Source organism: Streptomyces bikiniensis (genome assembly GCF_000716625.1).
Classification (GTDB): domain Bacteria; phylum Actinomycetota; class Actinomycetes; order Streptomycetales; family Streptomycetaceae; genus Streptomyces; species Streptomyces bikiniensis.
This window is the reverse complement of the sequence record NZ_JNXJ01000015.1, coordinates 136953-161607: the sequence shown is the minus strand read 5'-3', so window position 1 is coordinate 161607 and position 24655 is coordinate 136953. Positions and strand designations below refer to the sequence as shown.

Below are 24655 nucleotides of genomic sequence, written 5' to 3'. Positions count from 1 at the left end.
GGGGGAGGGGCCGGGGGTCACGCGCGGGACGCGCGGATCACGACCAGGTCCTCCGTGCGCGTCCCGGGCGGGACGAGCCCCCGGGCGGCGAACCAGTCCTCGCGGGAGGACATCACCGGGCCGAAGGGCTGGGCGCGGCGGTCGGCCACCCGGGCGCGCAGCCCGGCCCGGCGCAGACCGTCCAGGGTGGCAGTGACGCCGGAGAGCGACGACTGCACGACGAGCAGCGTCCCCGAGGAGGTGAGCAGCCGGGGCACCCGGGCGCAGACCCGGTCGAGGAGGAGCCGCCCGTCCGTCCCCGCGTCCCAGGCGCGGCGGGGGCCGCGCGCGGGCAGCGCGGGGTCCTCGCAGGGCACGTACGGCGGGTTCACGGTGATCAGGTCGAAGCGCTCGTGCGCCACCGGGGCATCCAGGTCGCCCCGGAACAGCCGCACCCGGCAGCGGTGCCGGAGCGCGTTGAGCCGGGCCGTGGTGACGGCGGCGCGCGAGATGTCCACGGCGGTGGCCCGCGTGCCCCGCAGCGCGGAGGCGACCGCGACGACACCGGTCCCGGTGCACAGGTCGAGCGACCGCGCGCCGGCCCGGAGCTCCTCGCGCGCCAGGTTCGCGAGCAGCAGCGCGGTGTCCCCCTGGGGGGCGTACACCCCGGGGAGCCGGTAGACGCGCGGCGGGTCCGCCGGCCCGTCTCCGGGCGGCGCGGCGAAGCCCTTGCCGACGGAAGGGGTCACCTGGGTCACAGCGGCCGCCCTCCCGCCCGGGACGGGGCGCCGGGCGCCGGCGGTACGCGGTCCGCCGGCGCGGGCGCCTCCGCGGAGTTCCTTATCGGGATCCTCATGGCCCGGGCCTCAGCGTTCCCGGTCCCGCTCGGACTGCTCCGGCGGCTGCCAGGACTCCCGCCTCGCCTCCGCCGCCGGGGGCTGGGCCACTCCGGCGGTCTGCTTCCGCCGGGCCACCCGCCGGGAGCCCCACCAGAACGCGCCGAGCAGCAGGGCCGCCACCAGCACTCCGACCGCGATCAGCAGGAGCGAGGAAGAACCTTCCGCCGCCAGGAGGGAAGGCGGTGCGGCGGTGGGGAGAGAGGAGAGAAGCATGATCGCCCTTCCTGTCGGAGACGGGGCAGTTCGTTCGGAACGGCGGCTACCCTCGCGGAGAAGATCCATTCGCTCACGGTCGGTGTCCCGCCTCCGCGTGTCCTCAGAGCTCGCGCAGGACCGGAAGCAGTTCCTTCTCCGCCCAGCGCAGGAACGGCTCCTGGTGCCCGCCGCCGATCTGGACGAGGGCCAGCTCGGTGAAGCCGGCCTCGGCGTACGGACGGGCGGCCTCCACGAACGCGTCGACGTCGTCGCCGCAGGGGATGTTCTCCGCCACGTCCTCGGGCCGCACGGTCTCGGTGGCCTGGGCGAACCCGGAGGGCAGCGGAAGCTCGGAGTTGACGCCCCAGCCGCCCAGTGACCAGCGGAACTGGTCGTGGGCGCGGGCCACCGCCGCCTCCCGGTCGGGGTCGTAGCAGACCGGCATCTGGCCGACGCGCGGCTTGCCCGCCCCGCCGTGCTCGTCGAAGGCGTCGAGCAGCTCCCCCTTCGGCTCCGTGGCGATCACCAGGTCCGCCCGCCGCCCGGCCACCTTGCAGGAGTGCGGGCCCGACACGGCGATCCCGATGGGCGGGGGCGCGTCCGGGACGTCCCACAGCTTGGCGTTCTCGACCTGGAAGTGGGTTCCGCGGTGGGTCACGTACTCGCCGGAGAACAGGTCGCGGATGATCCCGGCGGCCTCGTCCAGCATCTCCAGGCGGACGCCCGCCGAGGGCCAGCCCGCGCCGACGACGTGCTCGTTCAGGATCTCGCCCGACCCGAGGCCGAGCCGGAAGCGGCCCTCGGAGAGCAGCTGCACGGTCGCCGCCTTCTGCGCCACGACCGCCGGGTGGTAGCGGAAGGTCGGACAGGTCACGTACGTCATCAGGGGGATGCGGGAGGTCGCCTGCGCCGCCGCCCCCAGGACGCTCCACGCGTACGGGGCGTGGCCCTGGGAGTCCAGCCACGGGAAGGAGTGGTCCGAGATCACGGAGAAGTCGAACCCGACGCGCTCCGCCTCGACCACGTGCCCCACCAGCTCACGGGGCCCGGCCTGCTCGGTCATCATCGTGTACCCGATCTGCATCATGCCGGGCGACTTGCCGCGAACACGCCCCTTGAAACGGGCATGCCGGGCACTTCTCCCGACGGCGTCCGTAACGGTGTGCGACGGGCGAAAACAGGTGCAGGCCCCGATGCGGGCGGATGGTGCCCCGGGGGGGACGGTGGGGCGGAGGAGTACCCGGCGGCCCGGTCGCCGCGCCGGTGCGCGGGACGGGGCGCGCGGAGCGCCGGGCCGGCCGGTGACGCCGGTGTTCCGCGCCATGGGCACGAACGGAGTCCGCGCCCATGACACGCCCCTCCCGCAGACCACGGAGTCCCCTCGCCGCTCCGGACGCAGCGCCCGCGCCCGGCCGCCGCCACCGGGCGGGTCCGCCGTGAGCGTGACCACGTGGGCGACCGTCGCGGTGTTCGCGGCCGTCTGCGTACTGATCGCCACGGAGTGGGTCCACCGGGTCGCCGCGGCCCTCGGCGGCACGGTCGCCATGCTGCTCATCGGGGCGACCAGCCCGGAGGACGCCTTCTTCTCCGAGCACACGGGCGTCGACTGGAACGTCCTCACCACACCGTCGTGGTCGTCAGCGGCGGACTGCTCCTGGCGGCCGGCCTCGTCACGGCGGCCCTCGCGGTGAACCTCTTCGACCCCCGGGAGCAGCGGCTCCGGCGGCCGGCGGTCACCCCGGGCCGAACTCCCCCTCCCGGGGCGGGCGTCGACGCCGTCCCACTCCGTGGAACGCCGGCCGGCGCACCTTGACCCCGCCGGCGGGCACCTGCTTCGATCATGCACATGAAGAGCCGCCGGACGACCCTCACGCGACGACGCCACGTCGACCTCGCGCGCACGTCCTGCGCCCTCTGTAGCGTGCGCTGACCCCGGCCGCGGTCCTCCGCGACCGCGGGCACCGGCCGGGACCGCCGTCCCCGGGGCCCCTGTTCCCGGTCGCCGCCGGAGCGTTCCCGCCGGCCGTCCCCGCCGCCGGGCGCCCGTCCGGCCACCGCCCGCCGCCCCCGGCGCGTTTCCTCCGCCGGAGGCCGGCCCCGGCTGCGTGACGCCGGTCGGGCCGCAGAACCCGTCAACCTCACTGGCCCCATCAGTCCCACAGGCCCTACCGGCCCTACCAACCTCACCGGTCCCACCAACCCCGCCCGCCCCCGGCCCCGGCGATCCCGGGAGCGCCGGCCGTGGGCCCGCCCCGCCGTGCCCGCCGCCCCGCCCGTACGCACCACTCCGCCCGTACGAGCCTCCTCCACGCCCGTACGCGGCCATCCCCGCCCGGCACGCACGCGTCCCGCCCCCGTCCCCGCCCCTCCTTCCGGAAGGAACCCGTCCTCGTCATGACCGCCCCGTCCGCACGCCCCCGCGCCCGCCGCGGGCCCCTGGTCGCCGCGCTGCTCTCCGCCCTCGCCCTCACGGCCACCGCCGTCCCCGCCGGAGCCGCGCCCACGGCCGGCTTCGCCCCCGTACCGCCGCACAACCCGTACGCGGGCCCCGACGGCACCGCCACCATGCACGGGGACACCGGCTCCTCGGACACCACCCCGCTGGCGGGCCCCGGCGCGGGGAACCTGTCCTCGAAGCGGGTGGCGCTCGCCTCCGCCTGCCCCACCGTCCTCGTCGGCTCCGACGGATACCCGGTCGTCCTGTGCACCCCGATCCTCGGCCAGGTCCCGACCGTCCACCTCCTCGACCCGGCCGACGGCTCCTCCCTCACCAGCCTCCGGCTCACCAAGGGCTCGCTCCTCGGCGGCGTCTACGCCTACCTCGACCACGAGGACCGGCTCGTCGTCGTGGACGGCAGCCGCAGCCTCCTGCGCGTCGCCCACCGCAAGGACGCCTCCGGCAAGTGGCGCCTCTCCGTCGACCACAGCCTCTCCCTCGCCTCCGCCGTCCCCGCCGACGATGCGGTCACCGGCCTCTCCCCGGACTGGCGCGGACGCGTCTGGTTCGCCACCGGCAACGGCGTGGTCGGCCTCGCCGACGACCGGACCGGACGGGTCTCCACCCTGCGCCTGCCCGCAGGCGAACGGATCGCCAACAGCATCTCCACCGCCCCCGAGGGCACCGCCGTCACCAGCACCCACGCCACCTACCTGCTCACCGCGGACGCCGACGGCACCCCGGCGATCGCCTGGCGGCAGGCGTACGACCGGGGCCGGGCCCGCAAGCCCGGCCTGCTGAGCTGGGGCAGCGGCTCCACCCCGACCTTCCTCGGCCCCAAGACCGGCACCGACTACGTCGCGATCGTCGACAACGCCGACACCACCGTCCGCCTCAAGGTCTACCGCACCGACGGCGGCGCCGAGATCTGCTCGATCCCCGTCCTCCAGGCCGCCGGCGGCCCCGGCAGCGAGAACTCGCCGATCGGCGCGGGCGACAGCGTCTTCGTCGCCGGCACCTACGGCTACCCGTACCCGGCCCTCCCGGACGGCGCGGGCCCGTCCGTGCCCTCCTCCGCCGACTTCGCCGGCGGCCTGACCCGGGTCGACATCCGCTCCGACGGCACCGGCTGCGCCACGGTCTGGGACAACACCCTGCGCTCGGCGGCCGTCCCGAAGCTGTCCACCGCCACGAACACCCTGCACACCGTCGTCCGCGACCCGCTCGTCCCCGGCACCGGGGGGACGGGTGTCCTCGACCCGTACCGCTACGTCCAGATCGACCCGGAGACCGGCCGCGTCACCCGCTCCCGGCAGGTCGGCGTCGGCGCCCTGTACGACACGCTCCAGATGGCCGGAACCGTCGCCCCGGACGGCTCCTACCTCCAGGGCACGGTGACCGGGGTCCTGCGCATCACCGCGGGCTGAACCCCGCCCCGCGTCAGTACACGTCGCGGACGTACCGCCGGTCCGCGGCCATCCGCTCCACGTAGGCCGCCGCCTCCTCGTCGCCCATCCCGCCGTGGCGGGCGACGAGTTCGCGCAGGGTCCGGTCGACGTCCGCGGCCATGCGGGCGGCGTCGCCGCAGACGTGGAAGTGCGCTCCGTCCCGCAGCCAGGACCAGAGGACGGAGCCGTGCTCGCGCATCCGGTCCTGGACGTAGACCTTGTTCCGCCGGTCGCGGGAGAAGGCGGTGTCGAGCCGGTCGAGGTGCCCGGAGGCCAGATGGGCCTCCAGCTCCTCCCGGTGGTAGAAGTCGGTGGCCTCGCGCTGCTCGCCGAAGAACAGCCAGTTGCGGCCGGTGTGGCCCCGGGCCAGGCGGTCCTCCAGGAAGCCGACGAAGGGCGCCACGCCCGTCCCCGGACCGACCATGATCAGGGGCGCGGCGGGGTCGGCCGGCGGCCGGAAGTGCGGGGAGCGCCGCACGAAGACCTGGACGGGGCCGTCGTCGGCGTGGTCGGCGAGGTAGGCCGAGCACACGCCGGTGCGGTTCCGGCCGCGGCCGTTGGTGTAGCGCACGACGGAGACGGTGAGCCGGACCTCGCCCGGGTGGGCCAGCGGGCTGGAGGAGATCGAGTACAGGCGCGGCTGGAGGCGCTTGAGCACCCCGGTCCACTCGGCGGCGGAGGCGCGGACGGGGAGGCCGCCGATCACGTCGGCCATCTGGAGCCCCCACCCCCACTTGGCCAGCTCGTCCTTGTTGCCGGGGCGCAGCAGCCGCTTGAGGTCGTGGCTCCCGGAGCGCTCGGCCACGAACCTCAGCAGCTCCGGGGTGACGCGCGCGATGTCGAGCCGGGTCCGCAGGGCCTCGGCGAGGGGCAGGGGCCCGGCGCCGCCCGCGTCGACCGGCTCGCCGGGGTCGAGCCCCGTCAGCGCCAGCCACTCGGCGACCAGCTCGCCGCCGTTCACCGGCCACACCCCGAGCGCGTCGCCCGCCTCGTACGCGAGCTCGCCGCCGCGGGTGTCGAAGGCGAACTGCCGCACCTCCTTCCGGGAACCGGGCAGGCCGAGCAGCCGGTTGCCGACGAGGAGCGTGGCGAACGGAGAGGCCTTCGTGTACTCCCCGGGCCGCGCCGCACCGGAAGCGGCGACCCGCCCGGGTGGGGCGGGGGCCGGAGCCGGGGCCGCCAGCAGCGGCAGGAGCGCCGCCAGCCAGGCCGCCGAGCTCTCCTCGTGGTCGGGTTCGCAGTCGGTGCGGGGGTGGAGGCGGGTGGCGCCGAGTTCCGCGAGGCGCTCGTCGACCCGCCGGCCGTGGCCGCAGAAGTCGGCGTAGCCGGAGTCGCCGAAGGCCAGGACGGCGAAGCGGACCCCGTCGAGCCGGGGCGCCTCGGGGGAGGCCAGCGTCCGCCAGAAGGACGCCCCGTTGTCCGGGGCGTCGCCGTCCCCGAACGTACTGGTCACCACCAGCAGGTCCGCGTCGGGACCGATCTCCCCGAGGTCGGCGCTCTCCATCGGCAGGAGGGCCGGGGCGTGCCCGGCCTCGGCCAGCAGCCCGGCGGCACCGGCGGCGAACTCCTCGGCCGTACCGGTCTGGGAGGCCCACAGGAGCAGCAGACGGCGCGCGGGAACGGCCCCCGCCGCCCCGTCCCGCTCCGGCGCGCCGGGCGGGAGCGGCGCCGGTCCTCCGGCCCGCGAGAACGTTCCGGCCAGGACCCCGTCCACCCAGAGGCCGCGCTCCGGCGCGAAGGGCGCGGACGCCGGGAGGACCGGCACGCGGCCGTCGGCGGGTGCTCCGGCGAGCCCGGAGAGGAAGCCCGCGAGGTAGCGGCGCTCCGGCTCGGTGAACGGGGGAGGGGTGAGGTCCGCGACGCCGAACAGGGCGGCGAGCGCGGGCACGGGACCTCCTTCCGGCCCCGGCCCGGTGACGGGCGGGGTCACGGGTGCGGACACGGGCACGGAGACGGGGGCGGAGACGGCGGCGGTCGTCTTCGCGAGGGTCACCGCGCACACCTTGAACTCGGGCTGGAAGGAGATCGGATCGACGGCGTCGCTGGTGACGGCGTTGACGCTCAGGTACTCGCCGAACAGGTCGTTCCAGTGGAACGGGGCGAAGCAGTCCCCGGGCCGGACCCGGTCGGTGACCACGGCGGGCAGGACGGCGCGCCCGCGCCGCGAGGCGATCTCCACGCCGTCGCCCTCGGCGACGCCGAGCGCCGCCGCGTCCTCGGGGTGGATCTCGACGAAGGGCCCGGGGTTCAGCTTCGTGAGCCTGGCCACCTTGCCGGTCTTGGTCAGCGTGTGCCACTGGTGCTGGAGGCGCCCGGTGTTGAGGACGAAAGGATAGGCGTCGTCGGGCAGTTCGGCCGCCGGAAGGTGCGGGCGCGCGAAGAACCGGGCCCGTCCGCTCTCCGTCGGGAAGGCCAGCCGGGGCCGGGTGCCGTTCTCGCGCTCCAGGAGCGTCTGGCTGACGCCGTCGTTCAGGTACCGGACCGGGTTGCGGTCGGGGCCGTCGACGGCCGCGGCCGGCCACTGGACGGGAGCGGCGCGCAGCCTCTCGTACGTCACGCCGCGCAGGTCCCAGCCGGTCCCCGGGTTCCACGCCCGCTTCAGCTCCTCGAAGACCTCCTCGGCGGAGGCGTACGTGAAGCCCTCGGCGAAGCCCATCGCGCAGGCGACGCGGGCGATCAGCAGCCAGTCGGGCAGGGCCTGTCCGGGCGGGTCGACCACCCCCTGGACGAGGGTGAGGTTCCGCTCGGAGTTGACCATGACGCCGTCGGACTCCGCCCACAGCGCGGCCGGCAGCACCACGTCCGCGTACGCGTTGGTCTCGGTCTCGGCGAACACGTCCTGGGTGACGACGAGTTCGGCGGCCTCCAGGGCGTCGATGACGGTCCTGCGGTTGGCGACCGAGGCGACCGGGTTGGTGCAGATGATCCAGCAGGCCCTGACCTCCCCGGCCGCCATCCGCTCGAACATCTCCACCGTGCCGCGCCCCGCCTCCGTCCGCAGCGTCCCCTCGGGCACGTTCCACAGCTCCTCCACGAAGGCGCGGTCGGCGTCCACGAGCACCGACCGCTGGCCGGGCAGCCCCGGCCCCATGTAGCCCATCTCCCGGCCGCCCATGGCGTTGGGCTGGCCGGTCAGCGAGAGCGGCCCGGCGCCCGGCCGGCAGATCGCCCCGGTCGCGAGGTGCAGGTTGACGAGCGCGTTGGTGTTCCAGGTGCCGTGCGTGGACTGGTTGAGCCCCATGGTCCAGCAGCTCGTCCAGGCCCCGGCCTCGCCGATCCACCGCGCCGCCTCCCGGATGTCGGCCTCGGGGAGGCCGGTGATCCCGGCGACCTTCGCGGGCGGGTAGTCGGCGAGGAAGGCGGGCATGTCCTCCCAGCCCTCCGTGAACTCCGCGACGAACTCCTCGTCGACGTGCCCGTTCTCCACGAGCAGGTGCAGCAGCCCGTTGAGCAGGGCGAGGTCGGTGCCCGGCCGGATCGGCAGGAAGAGGTCCGCCCTGTCGGCGGTGGCGTTGCGCCGGGGATCCACGACGATCAGCTTCGCCCCGGCCGACTTCACCCGGTCCATCATCCGCAGGAAGAGGATCGGATGGCAGTCCGCCATGTTGGAGCCGATCACGAGGAACACGTCCGCGTGGTCGAGGTCCCGGTACGAGCCGGGCGGCCCGTCCGCGCCCAGCGACAGCTTGTAGCCGGAACCGGCCGACGCCATGCACAGCCGGGAGTTCGACTCGATGCGGCTCGTCCGGACGAAGCCCTTGGCCAGCTTGTTCGCCAGGTACTGCGCCTCCAGGGACATCTGCCCGGAGACGTAGAGGGCCAGCGCGTCGGGCCCGTGCTCGTCCAGGATCGCGCGCAGCCGCCCCGCGACCTCGGCGACGGCGGCGTCCACGTCCGCCTCGACCGGCTCGCCCCCGCGCTCCGCCCGCACCAGCGCCCTCCCGAGCCGCCCGGGAGCCGCCGTCATGTCGGCGCTCGTGGCCCCCTTGGTGCACAGCCGGCCGGAGTTGGCCGGGTGCGCCTTGTCGCCGGACGCCCGCACGACCCGCCGCAGCCCGGTCGCCGGGTCGCGCGCCACGTCGAGGACGATGCCGCAGCCGACCCCGCAGTACGAGCAGACCGTCCGCGTCGTCCCGCCCTCCGGCCCCATCGGCACCCCTCTCCGTCGTCCTCCCGGGTGGGAGGTCTCCCACGCCCACCGACCGTAGGAAGACCCGGTTTCCGGACGATCACGCCCCTCGCGCACGGGGCGTTACACCGGACGCACGACGAGGGGGCGGAGCGCCGTGAGCACCGCGCCGGCACGCCGTTCTTCCCGGTCGCGGAGGACACTCCGCACGCCCCCGGCCCGCCGGGCACCCCCTAGAGTGCGGGGATGCCGTCGTACAGCATGGGGCAGGCCGCGCGGCTGCTCGGAGTGAGTTCGGAGACCGTCCGTCGGTGGGCGGACGGGGGCAGGCTGGCCGTGGCGCGCGACGGGGCCGGCCGGCGGGTGGTCGAGGGGGCGGCCCTGGCCGCCTTCGCCCGGGAGCGGGGCGCCGGGGCGCACGCCGTCCCGGAGGACGACGTGCCGACCTCGGTGCGCAACTCCTTCGTGGGAATCGTGACCGGGGTGCGGACCGACGACGTGGCCGCCCAGGTGGAGGTGCAGTCGGGGCCGCACCGGCTGGTGTCCCTGGTGACCCGCGAGGCCGTCGAGGAGCTGGGGCTCGACGTCGGGGTCACGGTCACCGCCCGGGTGAAGTCGACCGACGTGCACGTCGACCCGGCCTGAACCGTACGGGACCGTCCCGGCCGGGTCAGCGGCAGAGCAGGGCGGCGCGCAGGTCCACCCGGTCGTCCAGGCGGGACAGGTCCCGGCCGGTGAGGACCTCGATGCGCTCGACCCGGTAGTGGACCGTGTTGACGTGGATGTGGAGGGCCTCGGCGGTCCTCGTCCAGGAGCAGTCGTGCGCCAGGAAGACCTCCAGGGTCTCCAGGAGCATGGCGCCCGACCCCCGCCCGGCTCTGGTCAGGGGGCCCAGGACGGTCTCGCGGTAGACGTCCCGCACGTCGGCGGGGACGCCGGCGAGCAGCAGGGCCAGTCCGCCGAGGTCGCGGACCCCGGCGACCTGCGGGGACGGCGGGGCCAGGGCGGGGGCCGCCGCGAGGGCGTGACGGGCCTGCGCGAGCGCGCCGTTCAGCGCGGCGGGCGCGGTGACGGGCATGCTCAGGCCGACCCGCCAGGTGCCTTCCGGCCGGCGGTCCCGGATCAGCGGCCACACCTCGCGCAGCCGTTCCCTCACCCCGTCCGCCGCGTCCCCCTCGTGGGCGAGGACGGCCACCGTCCCGCCGCCCGCGCCCCGGGCGACGGCGGACGCGACGGACGGCAGGTGGCCGAGCGCCTCGGCGAGCGCGGCGACGCCGTCCGCACCGCCGTTCCCGTCCGGCTCCAGGGCCGCGACGGCCACCGTGTACGCGGCCCGGTCCGCCAGACCGCAGGAGGCCAGCGCGCCCCGCAGGCGGTCGGTGCCGGCGTGCGGGGCGCCGATGGCCTCCACCAGCCGCACGGAGGCGGCGTCGTGCGCCGCCCGCCGCCGGTCCCGGCGCCGCCGGTGCCGGCCGAGGAGTTCGGACATCTCCTGGAGGACCCTCGGGGGCACCCGCCCCTCCTCCGGCAGGTGCAGGTACCAGGTGTCGAAGTCCGTGCCCTCGGCCTCGACGCGCAGCGTCGTGCCCCGCCCGCCGCGCAGGACCGCCACGGCCTCCCGGGCGGGCAGTTCCGCCGTACCGCCGGTGCGGGCGACGGTCCGGCCGGTGGGGGTGAGCAGGTGGCAGGCGGGCGTGCCGAGGTGGGCGAAGGCCCGGTCGAGCAGTTCGCCGGTCGTCGCGCCGCCCTCCAGGGCGCGGTCGAGATCCAGCCGGACGTTCTCCGGCAGGGCGTGGTGGTCGTCGGCGGGGTGCCGGTGGAGCTCGCCCCACCGGCGCAGGTACACGGCTTCGGTGACGGCCCGGAAGCTGGTGTGCGGGGGCACGGCGACGAGGGCGACGCGGTGCCTGCGGCACGCGTCGACCAGTTCGCGCGGCACATGCCCGTGGGTCTCCTCCCCGGCGAGCAGCGCCACGGCCCCCGCCCGGCTCAGGGCCGACACGAAGCGGTCGGTCTTGGCCGGGGCGCCGTCCCGGCTCCACCACACGAGCCCGCTCAGCACCACCTCGCCCGGCTGGAGGAAGCGCTCCGGGTCCTCCAGGTCGGTCGCGGTCACCCCGGCGATCTCCCGGCCGAGCAGTGCCTCGTCGCCCCAGACGAGCGAGAGGTCCAGCCGGTCGAGCCGGAGGAGGTGGTCGACGTGCATACGGGGCTCCTTGGGCGGTCGCGGGACGGGCCCGCCCTCACATTCACGAGGCGAATGCGGGTCGCTGCATCGTAGATGCCCGGCTCTCGGGGGGAAACAGCCCCTGGGTGATCCTCCAGGGCCGAGGGCCGGGAGAGGGGCGATTTCCGGGTGCGCGTCCAGTCGTGCCGCACGCCCCCGCCGGGCTTCACTGGCCTGAAGGAACCGGTCGCAGGACGCCGGTCGGAAGGCGGGGGGCGGAATGGACCTCAACACGATCACGGACGTGCGGGACGCGCGCCGGCGCGAACCCTGGCGGCCCGGGGACGCGTGGCTGGGAGGCGGGACCTATCTCTTCTCCGAGCCCCAGCCGCACCTGCGCCGGCTGATCGACCTGAGCCGGATGGGCTGGGAACCGCTCACGCGCCACGCGGACGGTTCGCTGGAGATCGCGGCGACCTGCACGATCACTCAGCTGTCCCGTTTCGGACGACGCTTCCTCGACGCGCCCGCCGCCCCGCTCTTCGAGCAGTGCTGCCGGGCCTTCCTCGCCTCGTTCAAGATCTGGAACGAGGCGACCGTCGGCGGGAACCTGTGCAACGGCCTCCCGGCCGGGCCGATGATCTCGCTCGCCGCCGCCCTCGGCGGAAGCTGCCTCCTCCAGGCGCAGGACGGCTCCACGCGCGAGGTGAAGGTGGCCGAATTCATTCGGGGCGCGGGCGTCAAGGACCTCGCGGAGGGCGAACTGCTGCGCTCGGTGACCCTGCCCGGACGGGCGCTGGAGTGCCGTACCGCCTTCCGGCAGGCCTCCCTGTACGGGCTCGGCAGGTCAGGCGCCCTGGTGATCGGGACGCTCGATCCGGTGGACGGCTCGCTGGCGGTCACGGTGACCGCCGCCACCGTCCGCCCGTTCCGCTTCTGGTTCCCGCTCCCGCCCACCCGCGAGGCGCTCCGGACCGCGATCGACGCCGCCGTACGGGACGAGGACTGGTTCGACGACATCCACGGACTGCCCGAGTGGCGCCGGCACATGGGCCTGCGCCTCGCCGAGGAGGTCCGCCGCGAGCTGACCGCACCGGAGGAGGACGCCCGATGAGTTTCGAAGTGCACGTCAACGGAAGGCCGTTCGACATCGAGCCGCACGCCGGCCAGTGCCTGCGGACCTACCTCCGCGAGCGCGGCTGGTTCGGGGTGAAGAAGGGGTGCGACGCGGGCGACTGCGGGGCCTGCACGGTCCACGTCGACGGCCGGCCGGTCCACAGCTGCCTCTACCCGGCGGTACGGGCGGAGGGCCGCGCCGTCACGACCGTCGAAGGACTCGCCTCCCCGGACGGCGAACTCCACCCCGTACAGCGGCGGTTCCTCGACGCACAGGGCTACCAGTGCGGCTTCTGCACCGCCGGCTTCCTCATGACCGCCGCCGCCCTGGAGGCCGAGCGGGACACCCCGCACGACGACGGCAAGCTCGACGACCTGCCCCGCGCCTTCAAGGGCAACCTCTGCCGCTGCACGGGCTACCGGGCGATCGAGGACGCCGTACGGGGCGTGAAGCACACCGAACGCCCCTGCGCGGGAGGAGCGGTGGGCCGCAACGTCGGCGCCCCCGCCGGGCCCCGGGTCGTCACCGGCACCGCCCGCTACACCTTCGACGTCGAGGTGCCGGGCCTGCTCCACATGAAGCTGCTGCGCTCCCCGCACCCGCACGCCCGGATCGTCGCGATCGACACCTCCGCCGCGCTCCGCGTCCCCGGCGTGCACGCCGTCCTCACCCACGAGGACGCGCCGAAGACGCTCTACTCCTCCGCCCGCCACGAGCATCCCACCGAGGACCCCGAGGACACCCGCGTCCTGGACGACGTCGTCCGGTACGTCGGCCAGCGGGTCGCCGCCGTCGTCGCCGACAGCGAGCGGGCCGCCGAGGAGGGCTGCCGCCGGATCGGGGTCACGTACGAGGAACTGCCGTACGTGACCGACCCGGAGGAGGCCATGGGCTCCGGCGCCCCCGTCCTCCACGCGGGCAAGGGGCCGGAGGAGCGCATCGCCCGGGTCGGGAACAACGTCGCGGGCGAGGTCCACGGCGAGATCGGCTCCGTCGAGGACGGCTTCGCGGAGGCGGACGTCGTCCACGAGGAGACCTTCCGCACCCAGCGGGTCCAGCACGCCAGCCTGGAGACCCACGGCTGCGTCGCCTACTTCGAGCCGAAGGAGGACGGCACGGGGGAGCGGCTCACCGTCCGCTCCTCCACCCAGACCCCGTTCCTGACCCGTCGCGCCCTGTGCGCGCTGTACGGCCTGCCGGAGGACGGGGTGCGGGTGGTCGCGGGCCGCGTCGGCGGCGGCTTCGGCGGAAAGCAGGAGATGCTCACCGAGGACATCGTCACCCTGGCCGCCCTGAAGCTGCGGCGACCCGTGAAACTGGAGTACACCCGCGCCGAGCAGTTCCACGGCGCCACCACCCGTCACCCCTTCACCATCGGCATCAAGGTCGGGGCCCGGAAGGACGGCACCCTCACCGCCGTACGGATGCGCGTGGTGTCGAACACCGGCGCCTACGGCAACCACGGCCCGGCGGTCATGTTCCACAGCGTCGGCGAGTCCTTCGCCGTCTACCGCGCCCCGCACAAGAAGGTCGACGCCTACTCCGTCTACACCAACACCGTCCCCGCCGGCGCCTTCCGCGGCTACGGCCTCGGCCAGGTCACCTTCGCCGTCGAGTCCGCCATGGACGAACTCGCCCGCCGCCTCGGCATGGACCCGCTCGTCTTCCGGGAGAAGAACGTCATCGGCCCGGGGGAGGGCATGCACAGCCCGATCGGCGAGGAGGAGGACCTCCACATCGCCTCGTACGGACTCGACCAGTGCCTCTCCGTCGTACGGAAGGCCCTCGCCGAGGACACCAGCGCCGAAGAGGCCCCCGAGGGCTGGCTCGTCGGGCAGGGCGCGGGCCTGGCGATGATCGCCACCGGGCCGCCCGGCGGCCACTACGCCGACGCCCGGGTCTCGCTCCTGGAGGACGGGACGTACGACATCGCGGTCGGCACGGCCGAGTTCGGCAACGGCACCACCACCGTCCACCAGCAGATCACCGCCGGCGCCCTCAACACCACCGGGGACCGGCTCACCGTCCGCCAGTCCGACACCGACGTCGTGCGCCACGACACCGGCGCCTTCGGCTCCGCCGGCACCGTCGTCGCCGGCAAGGCCGTCCTCCTCGCGGCGACCTCCCTCGCCGAACGCCTCCGCACCCTCGCCGCCCGGCACACCGGCGTCGCCCGCCACCTGTGCGTGCTCGGCGCCGAGTCCGTCGACTGCGCGGGCCGTACGGTGACGCTGAAGGAGCTGTACGAGGCGGGGCACGCGCTCGGCGCCGCGGAGGAGCTGGCGGCGGACGGGCACTGGGGCGGCTCGCCGCGCTCGGTCGCCTTCAACGCGCAGTGGTTCCGGATCGCCGTCGACCCCGGTTCCGGGGAGATCCGCATCCTGCGCAGCGTCCACGCGGCCGACGCCGGCAAGGTCATGAACCCGATGCAGTGCCGGGGCCAGGTCGAGGGCGGGGTCGCCCAGGCCCTCGGCGCCACGCTCTTCGAGACCGTGCGCGTCGACGAGCGCGGCGAGGTCACCACGGCCGCGTTCCGCCGCTACCGGCTTCCCCAGTACGCGGACGTCCCGCGCACGGAGGTCCACTTCACGGAGACGTCCGACGCGATCGGCCCCCTCGGCGCCAAGTCGATGAGCGAGAGCCCCTTCAACCCGGTCGCCCCCGCCTTCGCCAACGCCCTGCGGGACGCCACGGGCATCCGCTTCACCGAACTGCCGGTGACCCGTGACCGCGTCTGGCTCGCCCTCGACCGGCAGGCGCGCAACGCCGTCCGAAAGGACGTGCAGAGGTGAAGGACGGTCTCGTAGAAAGCTCACAGATGCGGCCCCACCAGCCAGATTCGGGTGGCAATCGCGGTTCTCCGCTCCCTCGGTCGGGTATCACTGCGCGCAGCCGCCGCACCGACCGCAGCGAGGGGACCGACGATGAGCCGACCGAACGCCGCACCCCACCCGACACCCACCGCCACACCCGCACCCGCACCCGTATCCACATCTGCACCCGCACCCGCACCGGCCACACCCGCACCCGCACCGGTATCCGTATCCGTATCCAGGCCCGCTCCCGCCCCCACCCCCGCCGGATCCTTCACGCTCCGGGGGGACGTGGCCCGCCCCGCCGTGCTCACCGTCGCCGACCTGCGCCGGGGCTGGGAGCAGCACCGGGCCGAGGTCGTCTTCGACTGCGCCACCGCGGGACCCCAGCACCACACCTTCGCCGGCCCGCTCCTGCGGGAGGTCGTCGCCGCTGCCCTGCCCCGCTTCGACCCCGCGTGCCGCAAGGAGCGCGCCCGTTTCCTGCTCGCCGTGAACGGCGGCGACGGACACCACGCTCTTCTGTCGTGGGCGGAGATCGACGCCGACTTCGGCGACGCCCCCGTCCTCCTCGCGACCCGGACGGACGGCCGGGACCTCGACGGGGCCGGTCCGCAGCTCGTCGTCCCGTCCGACCGCTGCGGAGCCCGCTACGTCAGCGCCGTCACGGGCATCTGGATCGGCCCCCCTCGGCTCGCGGAAACCCTCCCGGCCGAGGCGTGAGACCGGGGACGCCCCCTCTCGTCACTTCCTACCACCGGCCTCTCATCCGCGATGGAGAGTCCCACCACTTTGTTGCAGATGAGAGAGATCACGGCCTACGGTGTCGCATATGCAGTCCTACACCATCGGGCAGGCCGCGCGTCTGCTGGGCGTCAGCCCGGACACCGCGCGGCGCTGGGCGGACGCGGGGAGGGTCGCCACCCACCGCGACGAGAGCGGGCGGCGCGTCATCGACGGGAAGTCGCTCGCGGCGTTCTCCGCGGAGATCGCGCAGGGCGACGACGAGGACGCGTCGTACACGTCCGCGCGCAACGCCTTCCCGGGCATCGTCACGGCGATCAAGCTCGGTGACGTCGCGGCCCAGGTCGAGATCCAGGCCGGTCCGCACCGGCTCGTCTCGCTCCTCACCCGGGAGGCCGTGGAGGAACTGGGACTCGAAGTCGGCATGCAGGCCACCGCCCGCGTGAAGTCGACCAGCGTGCACATCGACCGCACCTGACCACCCCTCACGCAGTACCGGAACACCTCGGCCGTCGGCGCGGCCGGCCTCTTTTCCGCACTTCCGAACCTTCTCCAAGGAGTCCAGACCCTCATGTCCCCCACCCTCACCCCCGCCGGACGCCGTGCCGCCGCCACCGTTCTCGCCGCCGCCCTGCTCGTTCCGCTCGCCGCCTGCTCGTCCGGCGGCGACACGGAGAAGGGCACCGCCGGCTCCACCCCCTCCGGGTCCGCGAGCACCGCGCCGCGGGCGAACCTGACGGTCCTCGCCGCCGCCTCGCTCACCGACGTGTTCAAGACGGCCGGGGCCGCGTACGAGAAGTCCCACCCGGGCACGAAGCTGACGTTCTCCTTCGCGGGGTCGCAGGAGCTCGTCGCCCAGGTCTCCCAGGGCTCGCCCGCCGACGTCCTGGTCACCGCGGACACCAAGAGCATGGACAAGGTGAAGGCCGACACCGGCACCCCGGCGGTCATCGCCAGGAACCGGCTCGTCATCGCCACCGGCGAGGGCAACCCGCACAAGGTCGACGACCTGAAGGACCTCGCGGACACCGGGCTCAAGGTCGTCCTCGCGGCCCCCGAGGTCCCGGCCGGCAAGTACAGCAAGCAGATCCTCGACAAGCAGAAGATCACGGTGAAGCCGGTCTCCCAGGAGCCCAACGTGCGCGCCGTGCTCAGCAAGGTCGAGCTGGGCGAGGCCGACGCGGGCCTCGTCTACAGGACCGACGCCGAGAGCGCGAAGGACAAGGTCGACGCCGTCGACATCCCCGACGACCAGAACGCCGTCGCGCAGTACCCCGCGGCCACCCTGAAGGACTCCGGGAACGCCGGAGCCGCCGCCGCGTTCGTCGCCTGGCTGTCCTCGCCCGAGGCACAGAAGATCCTCCAGGACGCCGGCTTCCAGAAGCCGTGACGCACGGGATCGACCATGATCGGGAGGGGCCGTCCGCACCGGGGGACCGGACGGCCCCTCCGCTCCACGCCCTCACCCCTCCGGGACCACCGATGAAACGAGCAGGCACGCGCGGCGCCTCCGCGCGCCGTCCGGGGGCCGCCCGGCCGCCCCTCGCCCTCGTGCTGCCCGCGCTGGCGGCCGTGGCCTTCCTGGCGCTGCCGCTGGTCGGCATCCTCGTACGGACCGAATGGAGCGGACTCGCCGGACACCTGACCTCGCCCGGGACCGTCGAGGCGCTGAAGCTGTCCCTCCTCGTCTCCTTCTGGGCGCTCGGCCTCTCGCTGCTCCTCGGCGTCCCCCTGGCCTGGCTCCTCGCACGGGTCCCCTTCCCCGGCAAGGCGGTCGTCCGTTCGCTCGTGCTGCTGCCGATGGTGCTGCCGCCGACCGTCGGCGGCGTCGCGCTGCTCCTGGCCTTCGGCCGCCGCGGTCTCCTCGGCCCCCGGCTGGAGGAGACCTTCGGCATCACCCTGCCGTTCCACACCTCCGGCGCCGTGATCGCGGCGACCTTCGTCGCCATGCCGTTCCTGGTCATCAGCCTGGAGGGTGCGCTCGGCGGCCTGCGGCCCCGGTACGAGGAGACGGCCGCCTCGCTCGGCGCTTCCCCGGTCCGCGTCTTCTTCACCGTCACGCTCCCGATGGTGGCGCCCGGGGTCCTCGCGGGGGCGGCGCTCACCTGGGCGCGGGCTCTGGGCGAGTTCGGCGCCACGATCACCTTCGCCGGAAACCTGCCGGGCACCACCCAGACCCTCCCCCTCCAGGTCTACCTCCTGCTCCAGGAGGAGCCCGAGGCCGCCACCTCCGTCTCCCTCCTGCTCCTCGCCATCGCCATGGGCGTCCTCGTCGCCCTGCGCGGCCGCTGGACGGGCACCCCGACGGACCGAGCACACCACCCGGCTCCCACGGAGGAACCGACGACGGGGGAGCGGGCCGCGGGAGGCCCGCCCACGACCGTCCCGGCCGCCGGCCACCACCCGCCCGACGCCACCCCGTCCACCGCCCCACCCGGCGGCCACCGGGCGCCGCGCGCCGCCACCACCGCGCCCGCCGGCCACCACCCGCCCCATGCCACCGCGCCCCCCTCCCCACCCGACGACCGCAAGGCGCCGCGCGCCGCCGTTACCCCACCTGTGGACCGCGAGGCGCCGCGCGCCACCACCCCACCCGCCGACCGCTGGGCGCTGCGCGCCGACGTCACCGGTTTCACCCGGCTCGCGCTGGACGCAGGGCCCGGCACCACCATCGCCGTCGTCGGCCCGAACGGTGCGGGCAAGACCACCCTGCTCCGCGCGCTCCTCGGCCTCACCCCGCGCGCCCGCGCGGAGCTCCGGCTCGGCGACGAGGACGTCACCGCCCTGCCCCCGCACCGCCGCCACGTCGCCTGGGTGCCGCAGGACGGCGCGCTCTTCCCGCACCTGTCGGCCCTCGCGAACACCGCCTACGGCCTGCGCGCCCAGGGCGTCGCCCGCACCGAGGCCCGCCACGAGGCACAGGCCTGGCTCGACCGCCTCGGCGTCGGCCACCTGGGGCACCGGAAGCCGGCGCAGCTCTCCGGCGGCCAGGCCCAGCGGGTCGCCCTCGCCCGGGCGCTCGCCGCCCGCCCCCGGCTCCTGGTCCTCGACGAACCCCTCGCCGCCCTCGACCAGACCACCCGCGCCCACGTCCGGCACACCCTGCGCACCCACCTAGCGGGCTTCGGCGGCGTCTGCCTCGTCGTCACCCACGACCCCGTCGAGGCCGTCTCCCTCGCCGACCGCGTCCTCGTCCTCCAGGACGGCCGCGCCCTCCAGGACGACACCCCCGCCGAGGTCACCCGCCACCCGCGGTCCCCCTGGGTGGCCCGCATGCTCGGCCGCAACGCCTGGACCGGCACCGCCGTCCCCGACGGCCTCGCCCTCGACGGCGGCGGCACCCTGGTCGCCGCCGAGCCCCCGCCGCCCGGCACCCCGGCGCTCGCGATCGTCGCGCCCGAGGCGGTGTCCCTGCACCGCGAGAGGCCCGCCGGGAGCCCCCGCAACGTCTGGCCCGGCACCGTGCGCGAGATCACCACCAGCGGCAGCCGGCTCCGCGTCCTCGTCACCTCCGACCGGGCGCCCGACCTCGTCGCCGAGATCACCCCCCAGGCCGCCGCCGAACTCGGCCTCGCCGACGGCGTATCCGTCTGGACCGGAATCAAGGCGACCGAGACCACGATCGTCACCCTCTGACGGCCCCGGTGTCGAAGGCCGCGGGGACCACCACACTGGAGGGTGCCGCCCAGCCCGTAGCCGCACCTGCGAAAGAGATTCCGGTACGAACCTCGTAGATATGGCCCTTCTCAAGGCTTCGGCCTCTTGGATGATCCACCGGACCGACGCCCCGCCGAAGGGCCGTTTTCCGTGTCCCGGTCCAATCGTCCCGACGGGTCGGAGCCTGCTTGACCGACTCGCGTCGGCCCCGGGGCGGAGGAGCGGCTCTCGCCGCCCCGGACCCGGCCGGTCGGGTGAGCCCTGCGTGCCGTTCGCGGTGTTCGGTACGCGGGGACCCGTACGGCCCGGGTCGCCGTGCCGTCAGAAGCGCTCCCCCGGGGGCGGCGGCTCCGCGCCGGTCAGGCCGGCGCGGGCCAGACCGTACTCGTGGGGGTGCTGCTCCGCCCCGGGCAGGGCGAGGACGGCCTCGTACTCCCGGCGCGCCTCGGCGTGCCGGCCCGCGGCCGCGTAGGTGTCGCCGAGCCGGGTCCGGACCTGCATCTCCAGCCACGTGCTGGTGTGCCGGGTCAGCGCCGACAGCGCCTCGTGGTGGGCGTCGACGGCCGGGCCCAGACGGCCCCGGGCGTGCTCGGCGGCGGCGAGCCGGGAGAGGGTCGCCGCCCGCAGCGGCGGGTCCTCGACCTCGCGGGCCAGGTCGGCCGCCCGCCGCAGCAGCCCGACGGCCTCCGCGGTCCGGCCGAGGTCCAGCTGCGCCTCGGCGACGAAGCACAGGCTGCCGGCGATCGTCCGGGGCCGCCCGTTCTTCTCGGCGAGCGCCAGGGCGGTGGCGTAGAAGCCCAGGGCCTCCTCGTGACGCCCCTGCCGGTGGCGGATCGCGCCGAGGTTGCAGTGCACGATCCCGGTCAGCCAGTCGTCGCCGAGCCCGGCCGCCCGCTCCGCCGCCTCCTCCAGCCGGGCGGTGCCCTCCTCGGCGTGGCCCAGCGTCCACTCCGCGACCCCCATGCCGGCGGCCGCCCGCACGCGGTCCCGGGGATCGCCGTGGCCGGAGCCGTGGCGCAGCGCCTCCTCGAACCAGGAGTACGCCTGCCGGAACCGCCCCCGGTGCACGTCGAGGAACCCCATGCAGTTGCGCAGCGCGGCGGGCATCCGCCGGTCGGAGGCCCGGTCCGCGCAGGACAGGGCGAGCTCCAGGGCGCTCCGGCACTCGTGGTGGTGCCCCTGCCCGAGCAGATGGTCCGCCAGGGCCTCGGCGATCCAGCAGGCGTGGTCGTACTCCCCGGCGGCGACCGCGTACGCCACCACGTCGACCAGCTCCCCGCCCGCCGCGCCCAGCCACGCGGACGCCTCCCGCCAGTCGGCGAACGGAGCGTCGCCCGAGCCCTCCGGCCCGGTGGGGAACGCGTCCGGGCCCCAGTCGGCGGCCAGCCGCCCGGCGGCCGAGTAGAGCCGCAGCACCGCGTCCCGGTCCGCCGCGGCCTGCTCGGGCGCCTCCTCGGCGAGCTGCCGCGCGTGCGCCCGTACGAGATCGTGCAGCCGGTAGCGGCCGGGGTGCGGCTGCTGCACCAGGCTCGCGTCGACCAGGTCCTCCAGGACCCCCTCGGCGTACTCCCGGGAGCGGCCGAGGACGACGGCGGGCACGAGGGCGTCGAAGCGGGCCGTCGGGGCCAGGCCCACTGCCCGGAAGCCGCGCCGCAGCCCGGGCGCGAGCTGGTCGTACGACATCCGGAACGCGGCCTCCACGCTGCGGTCCTCGGCCCGCAGCTCGCCCAGGCCGCGCGCGTCGTCGGACATCCGCCCGGCCAGGAAGGCCAGGGTCCACGACGGACGGTTCTGCAGTCGGGCGCTCGCGATGCGCAGCGCCAGGGGCAGCCCGCCGCAGCGGCGGGCGAGTTCGCGGGCCGCCTCGGGCTCGCGGTCCGCCCGTTCGGTGCCGAGGAGTTCACGGAGCAGCCCGACCGCGACCCCCGTGTCCAGGGGCTCCACGGTGAGGCGCACGTCGGCGTCGAGACCGGGCAGCCGCTGCCGGCCCGCGACGAGGACCCGGCTCCCGGGCCCGGCGGGCAACAGCGGGCGCACCTGCTCGGCGCTGCGGGCGTCGTCCACGACGAGCAGCAGCCGCAGCCCGCTGGTGGCCGCCCGCCAGGCCGCGACCAGCTCCGTCAGGTCGTCCCGGCCGTCCCCGTCCCCGGCGCCGTGCGGTTCGTCGGGGACCCCGTGGCCCCGGTCGCGGACCGCGCGCAGCAGCCGGCGCAGGGCCCGCCGGGGGTCGACGGCCTCGTGGACGGCGCCGTGCGCGTGCAGGTCCACGAACAGGCAGCCGTCGGGGTGGGCGTCGGCCAGTGTCCAGGCGGCGCGCACCACCAGGGCCGTCTTGCCGACCCCCGCCGTGCCGTCGACGGTCATCACGGTCACCGCGTCCGGGGACACCGGGGCGGTGAGGAGGGCGAGTTCCGCCTCACGCCCGGTCAGGCAGGCGGTGTCGCCCGGGAGTTCGTTGCGGTTCCGGCGGAGGAGGCGGGGCCGGTCGGCCGGATCGGACCGTTCGGAGTCCTCGGGGCCCTCCTCGTGCCGGGGGCGGGGAAGGCCGGAAGGCGCGGACGCGTCGGCGGGGCGGTGTTCGACGTCGGCGGCGTCCGCGGCACCGGGCCCGCCGCCGTCCCCGGCGGCGGACCGGCGTACGGAGCCGGCATCGGCCCGGCGGTGCCGCTCCGGCGGGCGCCCGTCCCCGTCGGCCCCGTCGACCGCCGCCCGGCCGAGCAGGAACCGGTCGTCCCGCCGCAGGACGGCCCGGTGCACCCGGCGCAGCTCCTCGCCGGGCTCCACGCCCAGCTCGTCGAGGAGCAGCCGGCGGGTCTCCCCGTAGACGGCCAGGGCCTCGGCCTGCCGGCCGCTGCCGTACAGCGCGCGCATCCGCAGGGCGGCGAGCGGTTCGTCGTGCGGCGGGGCCGGCGGCGCCATCAGGCCGTCCAGGGCCTCCGCGTGGCGCCCGAGCAGGACGAGGCACTCCGCCCGGTCCTGGAGCAGCGCGCGCCGCTGCCGGGCGAGACGCCGGCGCTCGCTCACGGCGAGGGGGCCCGGCAGCCCCGGCAGGGGTTCGCCGTGGAGCAGCTCCAGGGCCCGGCCGCCGTGGTCGAGCGCCGCGCCGAGGTCGCCGGCGGCCTTCGCCCGCCGGGCGTCGGCGGTCCGTTCGGCGAGCTCGGCGAGATCGGTCCCGGCCCCCTCGGGCGCGAAGCGGTAGCCGCCGCGCCCGCCGAGGATCACCGACCCGCCGGGCCCGGCGTCCGGCGCGTCGAGCGCCTTGCGCAGCGCGTAGACGTAGCTCGGCAGGACCCGGTGGCCGGTCCCCGGGGGCTCCGCGCCCCAGACGTCGTCGAGGAGCCGTTCGTACGTCACGAAGGCCGGCGCCCGCAGGACCAGGGCGGCGAGGACCGCCTGCCTGCGCACCGGGCCGAGGGGGATCGGCGTACCGCCGCGCCGGGCCCGGACGGATCCGAGCAGGTCGATCCGCAGGCGTCCCTCCGCACCGGCCGGTGTCCCGTCCGGCCCCGTTGCCCGCTCGTCCACTTCGCCGTCCCCGTGTTCCCCGTGCGCCGCGTGCCCGCGCGATTCTTCAAGGCCCTTGCTTCAACAGGATTTCATCGTCCCTGCAACGCGGTGCGCCAGGGTGGGCCGAGTGGTGTCGGGCACCCGCGCATCGACGGGGGGCGGAGGTGCCGGGTGACGACGCGCAGGGCGGGGCGGCAGTGTCGGCTGCCGCCCCGTGGCCTTCGGAGGACCGGGCCGATGTGATGACGGCCCGGCCCGGGGCGGAAAATCCGTCCGGGCCGGGCGGGGTGACGCGGGCTCGGCCCCGGAAGGCGGCGGGGTGGAGCGGGCTCAGCCCCGGAAGGCGGCGGGGCGCTCGGGGGAGGCCTCGGCGAGGGCCTTCGTCACGGCGTCGACCCCCGCGCGGAGCCCGTACACGGGGGTGTCGGGCTGCTGCCGCCAGGAGTCGTCGATGCCGCCGGCGTCGACCGTGTCGAAGCCGAGCTCGTCGACGAGGGCGCGGACGGTGTTCTTGGCGGCCTCGTCGTCACCGGCGATCGGCAGGGCGATCCGCTCGGGGTCGCCGGCCGGGCGCGGCCGGTCCAGGATGTCCTGGGCGTAGGTGCCGTTGAACGCCTTGACGACCGGATGGCCCAGCTGCCTCTCCGTCCAGCGGCTCTCGGTCAGGCCCTCGTCCTCGATGGCGGAGATCCGCCCGTCGCGCTCCCGGGGGTAGTAGTTGCCGGTGTCGAGGACGACGAAGCCCTCGGCGGCCCCGGCGAGGACGTCGTCGGGCAGGTCGGGGACGTTCTTCAGGGGGATGGTCACGACGACCAGTTCGGCGTCGCGGGCGGCCTCGGAGACCGGGACCGGAGTGGCCCCGGTCTCCTCGGCGAGGGCGCTGAGCGTCTCGGGACCACGGGAATTGGCCACGGACACGTCGTGGCCGAGGGCCGTGAGCCGACGGGTGAGGTTGCCGCCGATGTTGCCGGCGCCGATGATGCCGATCTTCATGACACGTCCTTCGTGAGCGCGGTGGGAGCGGCTGCGGTGAGCGCCGCGGACCCCTCGTCGGTGAGCGAGAACACCACGCTCCGGAGGTTTCTTCCGCGCGCCGGCCCCGGGCGCGTCCGGTCGGGGACGTCCGGCCGCGCCGGGACCGGTGCCGTCTCAGGCCCCGCCGAAGGGACTGTCGATCACATAGCGCCAGTGACCGTCCTCCCCGCGCCGGACCACGTCCGTGGCCGTCCCCGACGCCCTCCCCCCGATCTCCCAGTCCACGGTCAGCAGCGCGATGTCACCCGCGAGACGGACGTGCCGGGGGCGCACCGCGATCGGCAGCCCGAGGCCGAGGAACCCGGCGTTCTCGCGGGCGACGGCGTCCGCGCCGTGCACGGCCGCCCCGGACTCCGGCACGAAGACGGCCCCCTCCTCGTACAGCTCCCGTACCGCGCGGGCGTCACCGCTGTTGAAGCGCTCCGCGAACGCGGCGGGAACGTCCTGCGCCCGGGTCGGAAGCGTACGGGCGGACCCGGATCCGGGATGTGTCATGGTGGCGTCTCCTGTTCGGTGTCCGCCGGACGG

General features: G+C 75.4%; 16 protein-coding genes and 2 pseudogenes. 10 read left to right on the top strand and 8 right to left on the bottom strand.

Translation table 11 applies throughout. The features are described 5' to 3' along the window. Nucleotides 1-17: 17 nt before the first annotated feature. From OO47_RS14010 to OO47_RS14000, 3 genes are all read right to left on the bottom strand, one after another. The gene (locus OO47_RS14010; protein WP_030213567.1) at nt 18-728 is read right to left on the bottom strand and encodes a HemK2/MTQ2 family protein methyltransferase; all 711 of its coding nucleotides are present in this window, start codon (nt 726-728) and stop codon (nt 18-20) included. A gap of 117 nt (nt 729-845) precedes the next feature. After that, nucleotides 846-1091 (bottom strand): DUF6479 family protein, encoded by a 246-nt coding sequence (locus tag OO47_RS14005; RefSeq protein ID WP_030213565.1) that lies wholly within the window; start codon nt 1089-1091, stop codon nt 846-848. 103 nt (nt 1092-1194) lie between these two features. Beyond that, complete coding sequence (locus tag OO47_RS14000) at nt 1195-2160, bottom strand: LLM class F420-dependent oxidoreductase (protein ID WP_030213562.1); 966 nt, start codon at nt 2158-2160, stop codon at nt 1195-1197. Between the two features lie 349 nt (nt 2161-2509). Between OO47_RS14000 and OO47_RS34985 the strand changes: the two are divergent. The 3 genes and pseudogenes from OO47_RS34985 to OO47_RS13990 all read left to right on the top strand — a co-directional run. Continuing rightward, a pseudogene (locus OO47_RS34985) lies at nt 2510-2692 on the top strand (hypothetical protein); the annotation flags it as partial. Between the two features lie 221 nt (nt 2693-2913). Then, nucleotides 2914-3003, top strand: coding sequence for a putative leader peptide (locus OO47_RS38755; RefSeq protein ID WP_399615715.1), 90 nt, complete (start codon nt 2914-2916; stop codon nt 3001-3003). 464 nt (nt 3004-3467) lie between these two features. Beyond that, nucleotides 3468-4937 (top strand): hypothetical protein, encoded by a 1470-nt coding sequence (locus tag OO47_RS13990; RefSeq protein ID WP_030213556.1) that lies wholly within the window; start codon nt 3468-3470, stop codon nt 4935-4937. A 13-nt stretch (nt 4938-4950) separates the two neighbouring features. On the opposite strand, the gene OO47_RS13985 is transcribed toward OO47_RS13990, so the two are convergent. Beyond that, nucleotides 4951-9108 carry a bifunctional nitrate reductase/sulfite reductase flavoprotein subunit alpha gene (locus OO47_RS13985; protein ID WP_030213555.1) on the bottom strand — a complete coding sequence of 1386 codons (4158 nt, stop codon included), beginning with the start codon at nt 9106-9108 and terminating at the stop codon, nt 4951-4953. A 225-nt stretch (nt 9109-9333) separates the two neighbouring features. Here OO47_RS13985 and OO47_RS13980 point away from each other — a divergent pair, with 225 nt between their 5' ends. Beyond that, the gene (locus OO47_RS13980; RefSeq protein WP_030213553.1) at nt 9334-9732 is read left to right on the top strand and encodes a TOBE domain-containing protein; all 399 of its coding nucleotides are present in this window, start codon (nt 9334-9336) and stop codon (nt 9730-9732) included. 25 nt (nt 9733-9757) lie between these two features. On the opposite strand, the gene OO47_RS13975 is transcribed toward OO47_RS13980, so the two are convergent. After that, nucleotides 9758-11293 (bottom strand): PucR family transcriptional regulator, encoded by a 1536-nt coding sequence (locus OO47_RS13975; protein ID WP_030213551.1) that lies wholly within the window; start codon nt 11291-11293, stop codon nt 9758-9760. 241 nt (nt 11294-11534) lie between these two features. On the opposite strand from OO47_RS13975, the gene OO47_RS13970 reads away from it, so the two are divergent. From OO47_RS13970 to OO47_RS13945, 6 genes are all read left to right on the top strand, one after another. After that, nucleotides 11535-12368 (top strand): FAD binding domain-containing protein, encoded by an 834-nt coding sequence (locus OO47_RS13970; RefSeq protein WP_030213548.1) that lies wholly within the window; start codon nt 11535-11537, stop codon nt 12366-12368. Then, on the top strand, nt 12365-15163 hold the full coding sequence (locus tag OO47_RS13965; protein WP_030213545.1) for a molybdopterin-dependent oxidoreductase: 2799 nt from the start codon (nt 12365-12367) through the stop codon (nt 15161-15163). The genes OO47_RS13970 and OO47_RS13965 overlap by 4 nt, the downstream gene beginning before the upstream one ends. Before the next feature lie 312 nt (nt 15164-15475). Next, entirely contained in the window at nt 15476-15907 is a 432-nt protein-coding gene (locus OO47_RS13960) for a molybdopterin-dependent oxidoreductase (protein ID WP_051715978.1), read from the top strand. 109 nt (nt 15908-16016) lie between these two features. Next, the gene (locus OO47_RS13955) at nt 16017-16406 is read left to right on the top strand and encodes a TOBE domain-containing protein (RefSeq protein ID WP_030213540.1); all 390 of its coding nucleotides are present in this window, start codon (nt 16017-16019) and stop codon (nt 16404-16406) included. Nucleotides 16407-16499: 93 nt separating this feature from the next. Then, on the top strand, nt 16500-17318 hold the full coding sequence (modA, locus tag OO47_RS13950; protein WP_030213537.1) for a molybdate ABC transporter substrate-binding protein: 819 nt from the start codon (nt 16500-16502) through the stop codon (nt 17316-17318). Between the two features lie 92 nt (nt 17319-17410). After that, nucleotides 17411-19564 (top strand): ABC transporter permease, encoded by a 2154-nt coding sequence (locus OO47_RS13945; RefSeq protein WP_030213527.1) that lies wholly within the window; start codon nt 17411-17413, stop codon nt 19562-19564. Nucleotides 19565-19906: 342 nt separating this feature from the next. Here the strand turns inward: OO47_RS13945 and OO47_RS38420 are convergent, their stop codons facing one another. The 3 genes and pseudogenes from OO47_RS38420 to OO47_RS13930 all read right to left on the bottom strand — a co-directional run bounded on the left by OO47_RS38420 (nt 19907) and on the right by OO47_RS13930 (nt 24622). Next, a complete protein-coding gene (locus OO47_RS38420; protein ID WP_063831905.1) occupies nt 19907-23110 on the bottom strand; it encodes an AfsR/SARP family transcriptional regulator in 3204 nt (1067 codons plus the stop codon). Nucleotides 23111-23422: 312 nt separating this feature from the next. Further along, a pseudogene (locus tag OO47_RS13935) lies at nt 23423-24127 on the bottom strand (NADPH-dependent F420 reductase); the annotation flags it as partial. A 114-nt stretch (nt 24128-24241) separates the two neighbouring features. Next, on the bottom strand, nt 24242-24622 hold the full coding sequence (locus OO47_RS13930) for a YybH family protein (RefSeq protein WP_030213521.1): 381 nt from the start codon (nt 24620-24622) through the stop codon (nt 24242-24244). Nucleotides 24623-24655 lie beyond the last annotated feature (33 nt).

What these genes read in the sequence shown, in the direction of transcription:
- OO47_RS14005 (WP_030213565.1), bottom strand. Translation starts at nt 1,091, where the DNA reads ATGCTTCTCTCCTCTCTCCCCACCGCCGCACCGCCTTCCCTCCTGGCG.
- OO47_RS14000 (WP_030213562.1), bottom strand. Translation starts at nt 2,160, where the DNA reads ATGATGCAGATCGGGTACACGATGATGACCGAGCAGGCCGGGCCCCGT.
- OO47_RS38755 (WP_399615715.1), top strand. Translation starts at nt 2,914, where the DNA reads ATGCACATGAAGAGCCGCCGGACGACCCTCACGCGACGACGCCACGTC.
- OO47_RS13990 (WP_030213556.1), top strand. Translation starts at nt 3,468, where the DNA reads ATGACCGCCCCGTCCGCACGCCCCCGCGCCCGCCGCGGGCCCCTGGTC.
- OO47_RS13985 (WP_030213555.1), bottom strand. Translation starts at nt 9,108, where the DNA reads ATGGGGCCGGAGGGCGGGACGACGCGGACGGTCTGCTCGTACTGCGGG.
- OO47_RS13980 (WP_030213553.1), top strand. Translation starts at nt 9,334, where the DNA reads ATGCCGTCGTACAGCATGGGGCAGGCCGCGCGGCTGCTCGGAGTGAGT.
- OO47_RS13975 (WP_030213551.1), bottom strand. Translation starts at nt 11,293, where the DNA reads ATGCACGTCGACCACCTCCTCCGGCTCGACCGGCTGGACCTCTCGCTC.
- OO47_RS13970 (WP_030213548.1), top strand. Translation starts at nt 11,535, where the DNA reads ATGGACCTCAACACGATCACGGACGTGCGGGACGCGCGCCGGCGCGAA.
- OO47_RS13965 (WP_030213545.1), top strand. Translation starts at nt 12,365, where the DNA reads ATGAGTTTCGAAGTGCACGTCAACGGAAGGCCGTTCGACATCGAGCCG.
- OO47_RS13955 (WP_030213540.1), top strand. Translation starts at nt 16,017, where the DNA reads ATGCAGTCCTACACCATCGGGCAGGCCGCGCGTCTGCTGGGCGTCAGC.
- modA (WP_030213537.1), top strand. Translation starts at nt 16,500, where the DNA reads ATGTCCCCCACCCTCACCCCCGCCGGACGCCGTGCCGCCGCCACCGTT.
- OO47_RS13945 (WP_030213527.1), top strand. Translation starts at nt 17,411, where the DNA reads ATGAAACGAGCAGGCACGCGCGGCGCCTCCGCGCGCCGTCCGGGGGCC.
- OO47_RS13930 (WP_030213521.1), bottom strand. Translation starts at nt 24,622, where the DNA reads ATGACACATCCCGGATCCGGGTCCGCCCGTACGCTTCCGACCCGGGCG.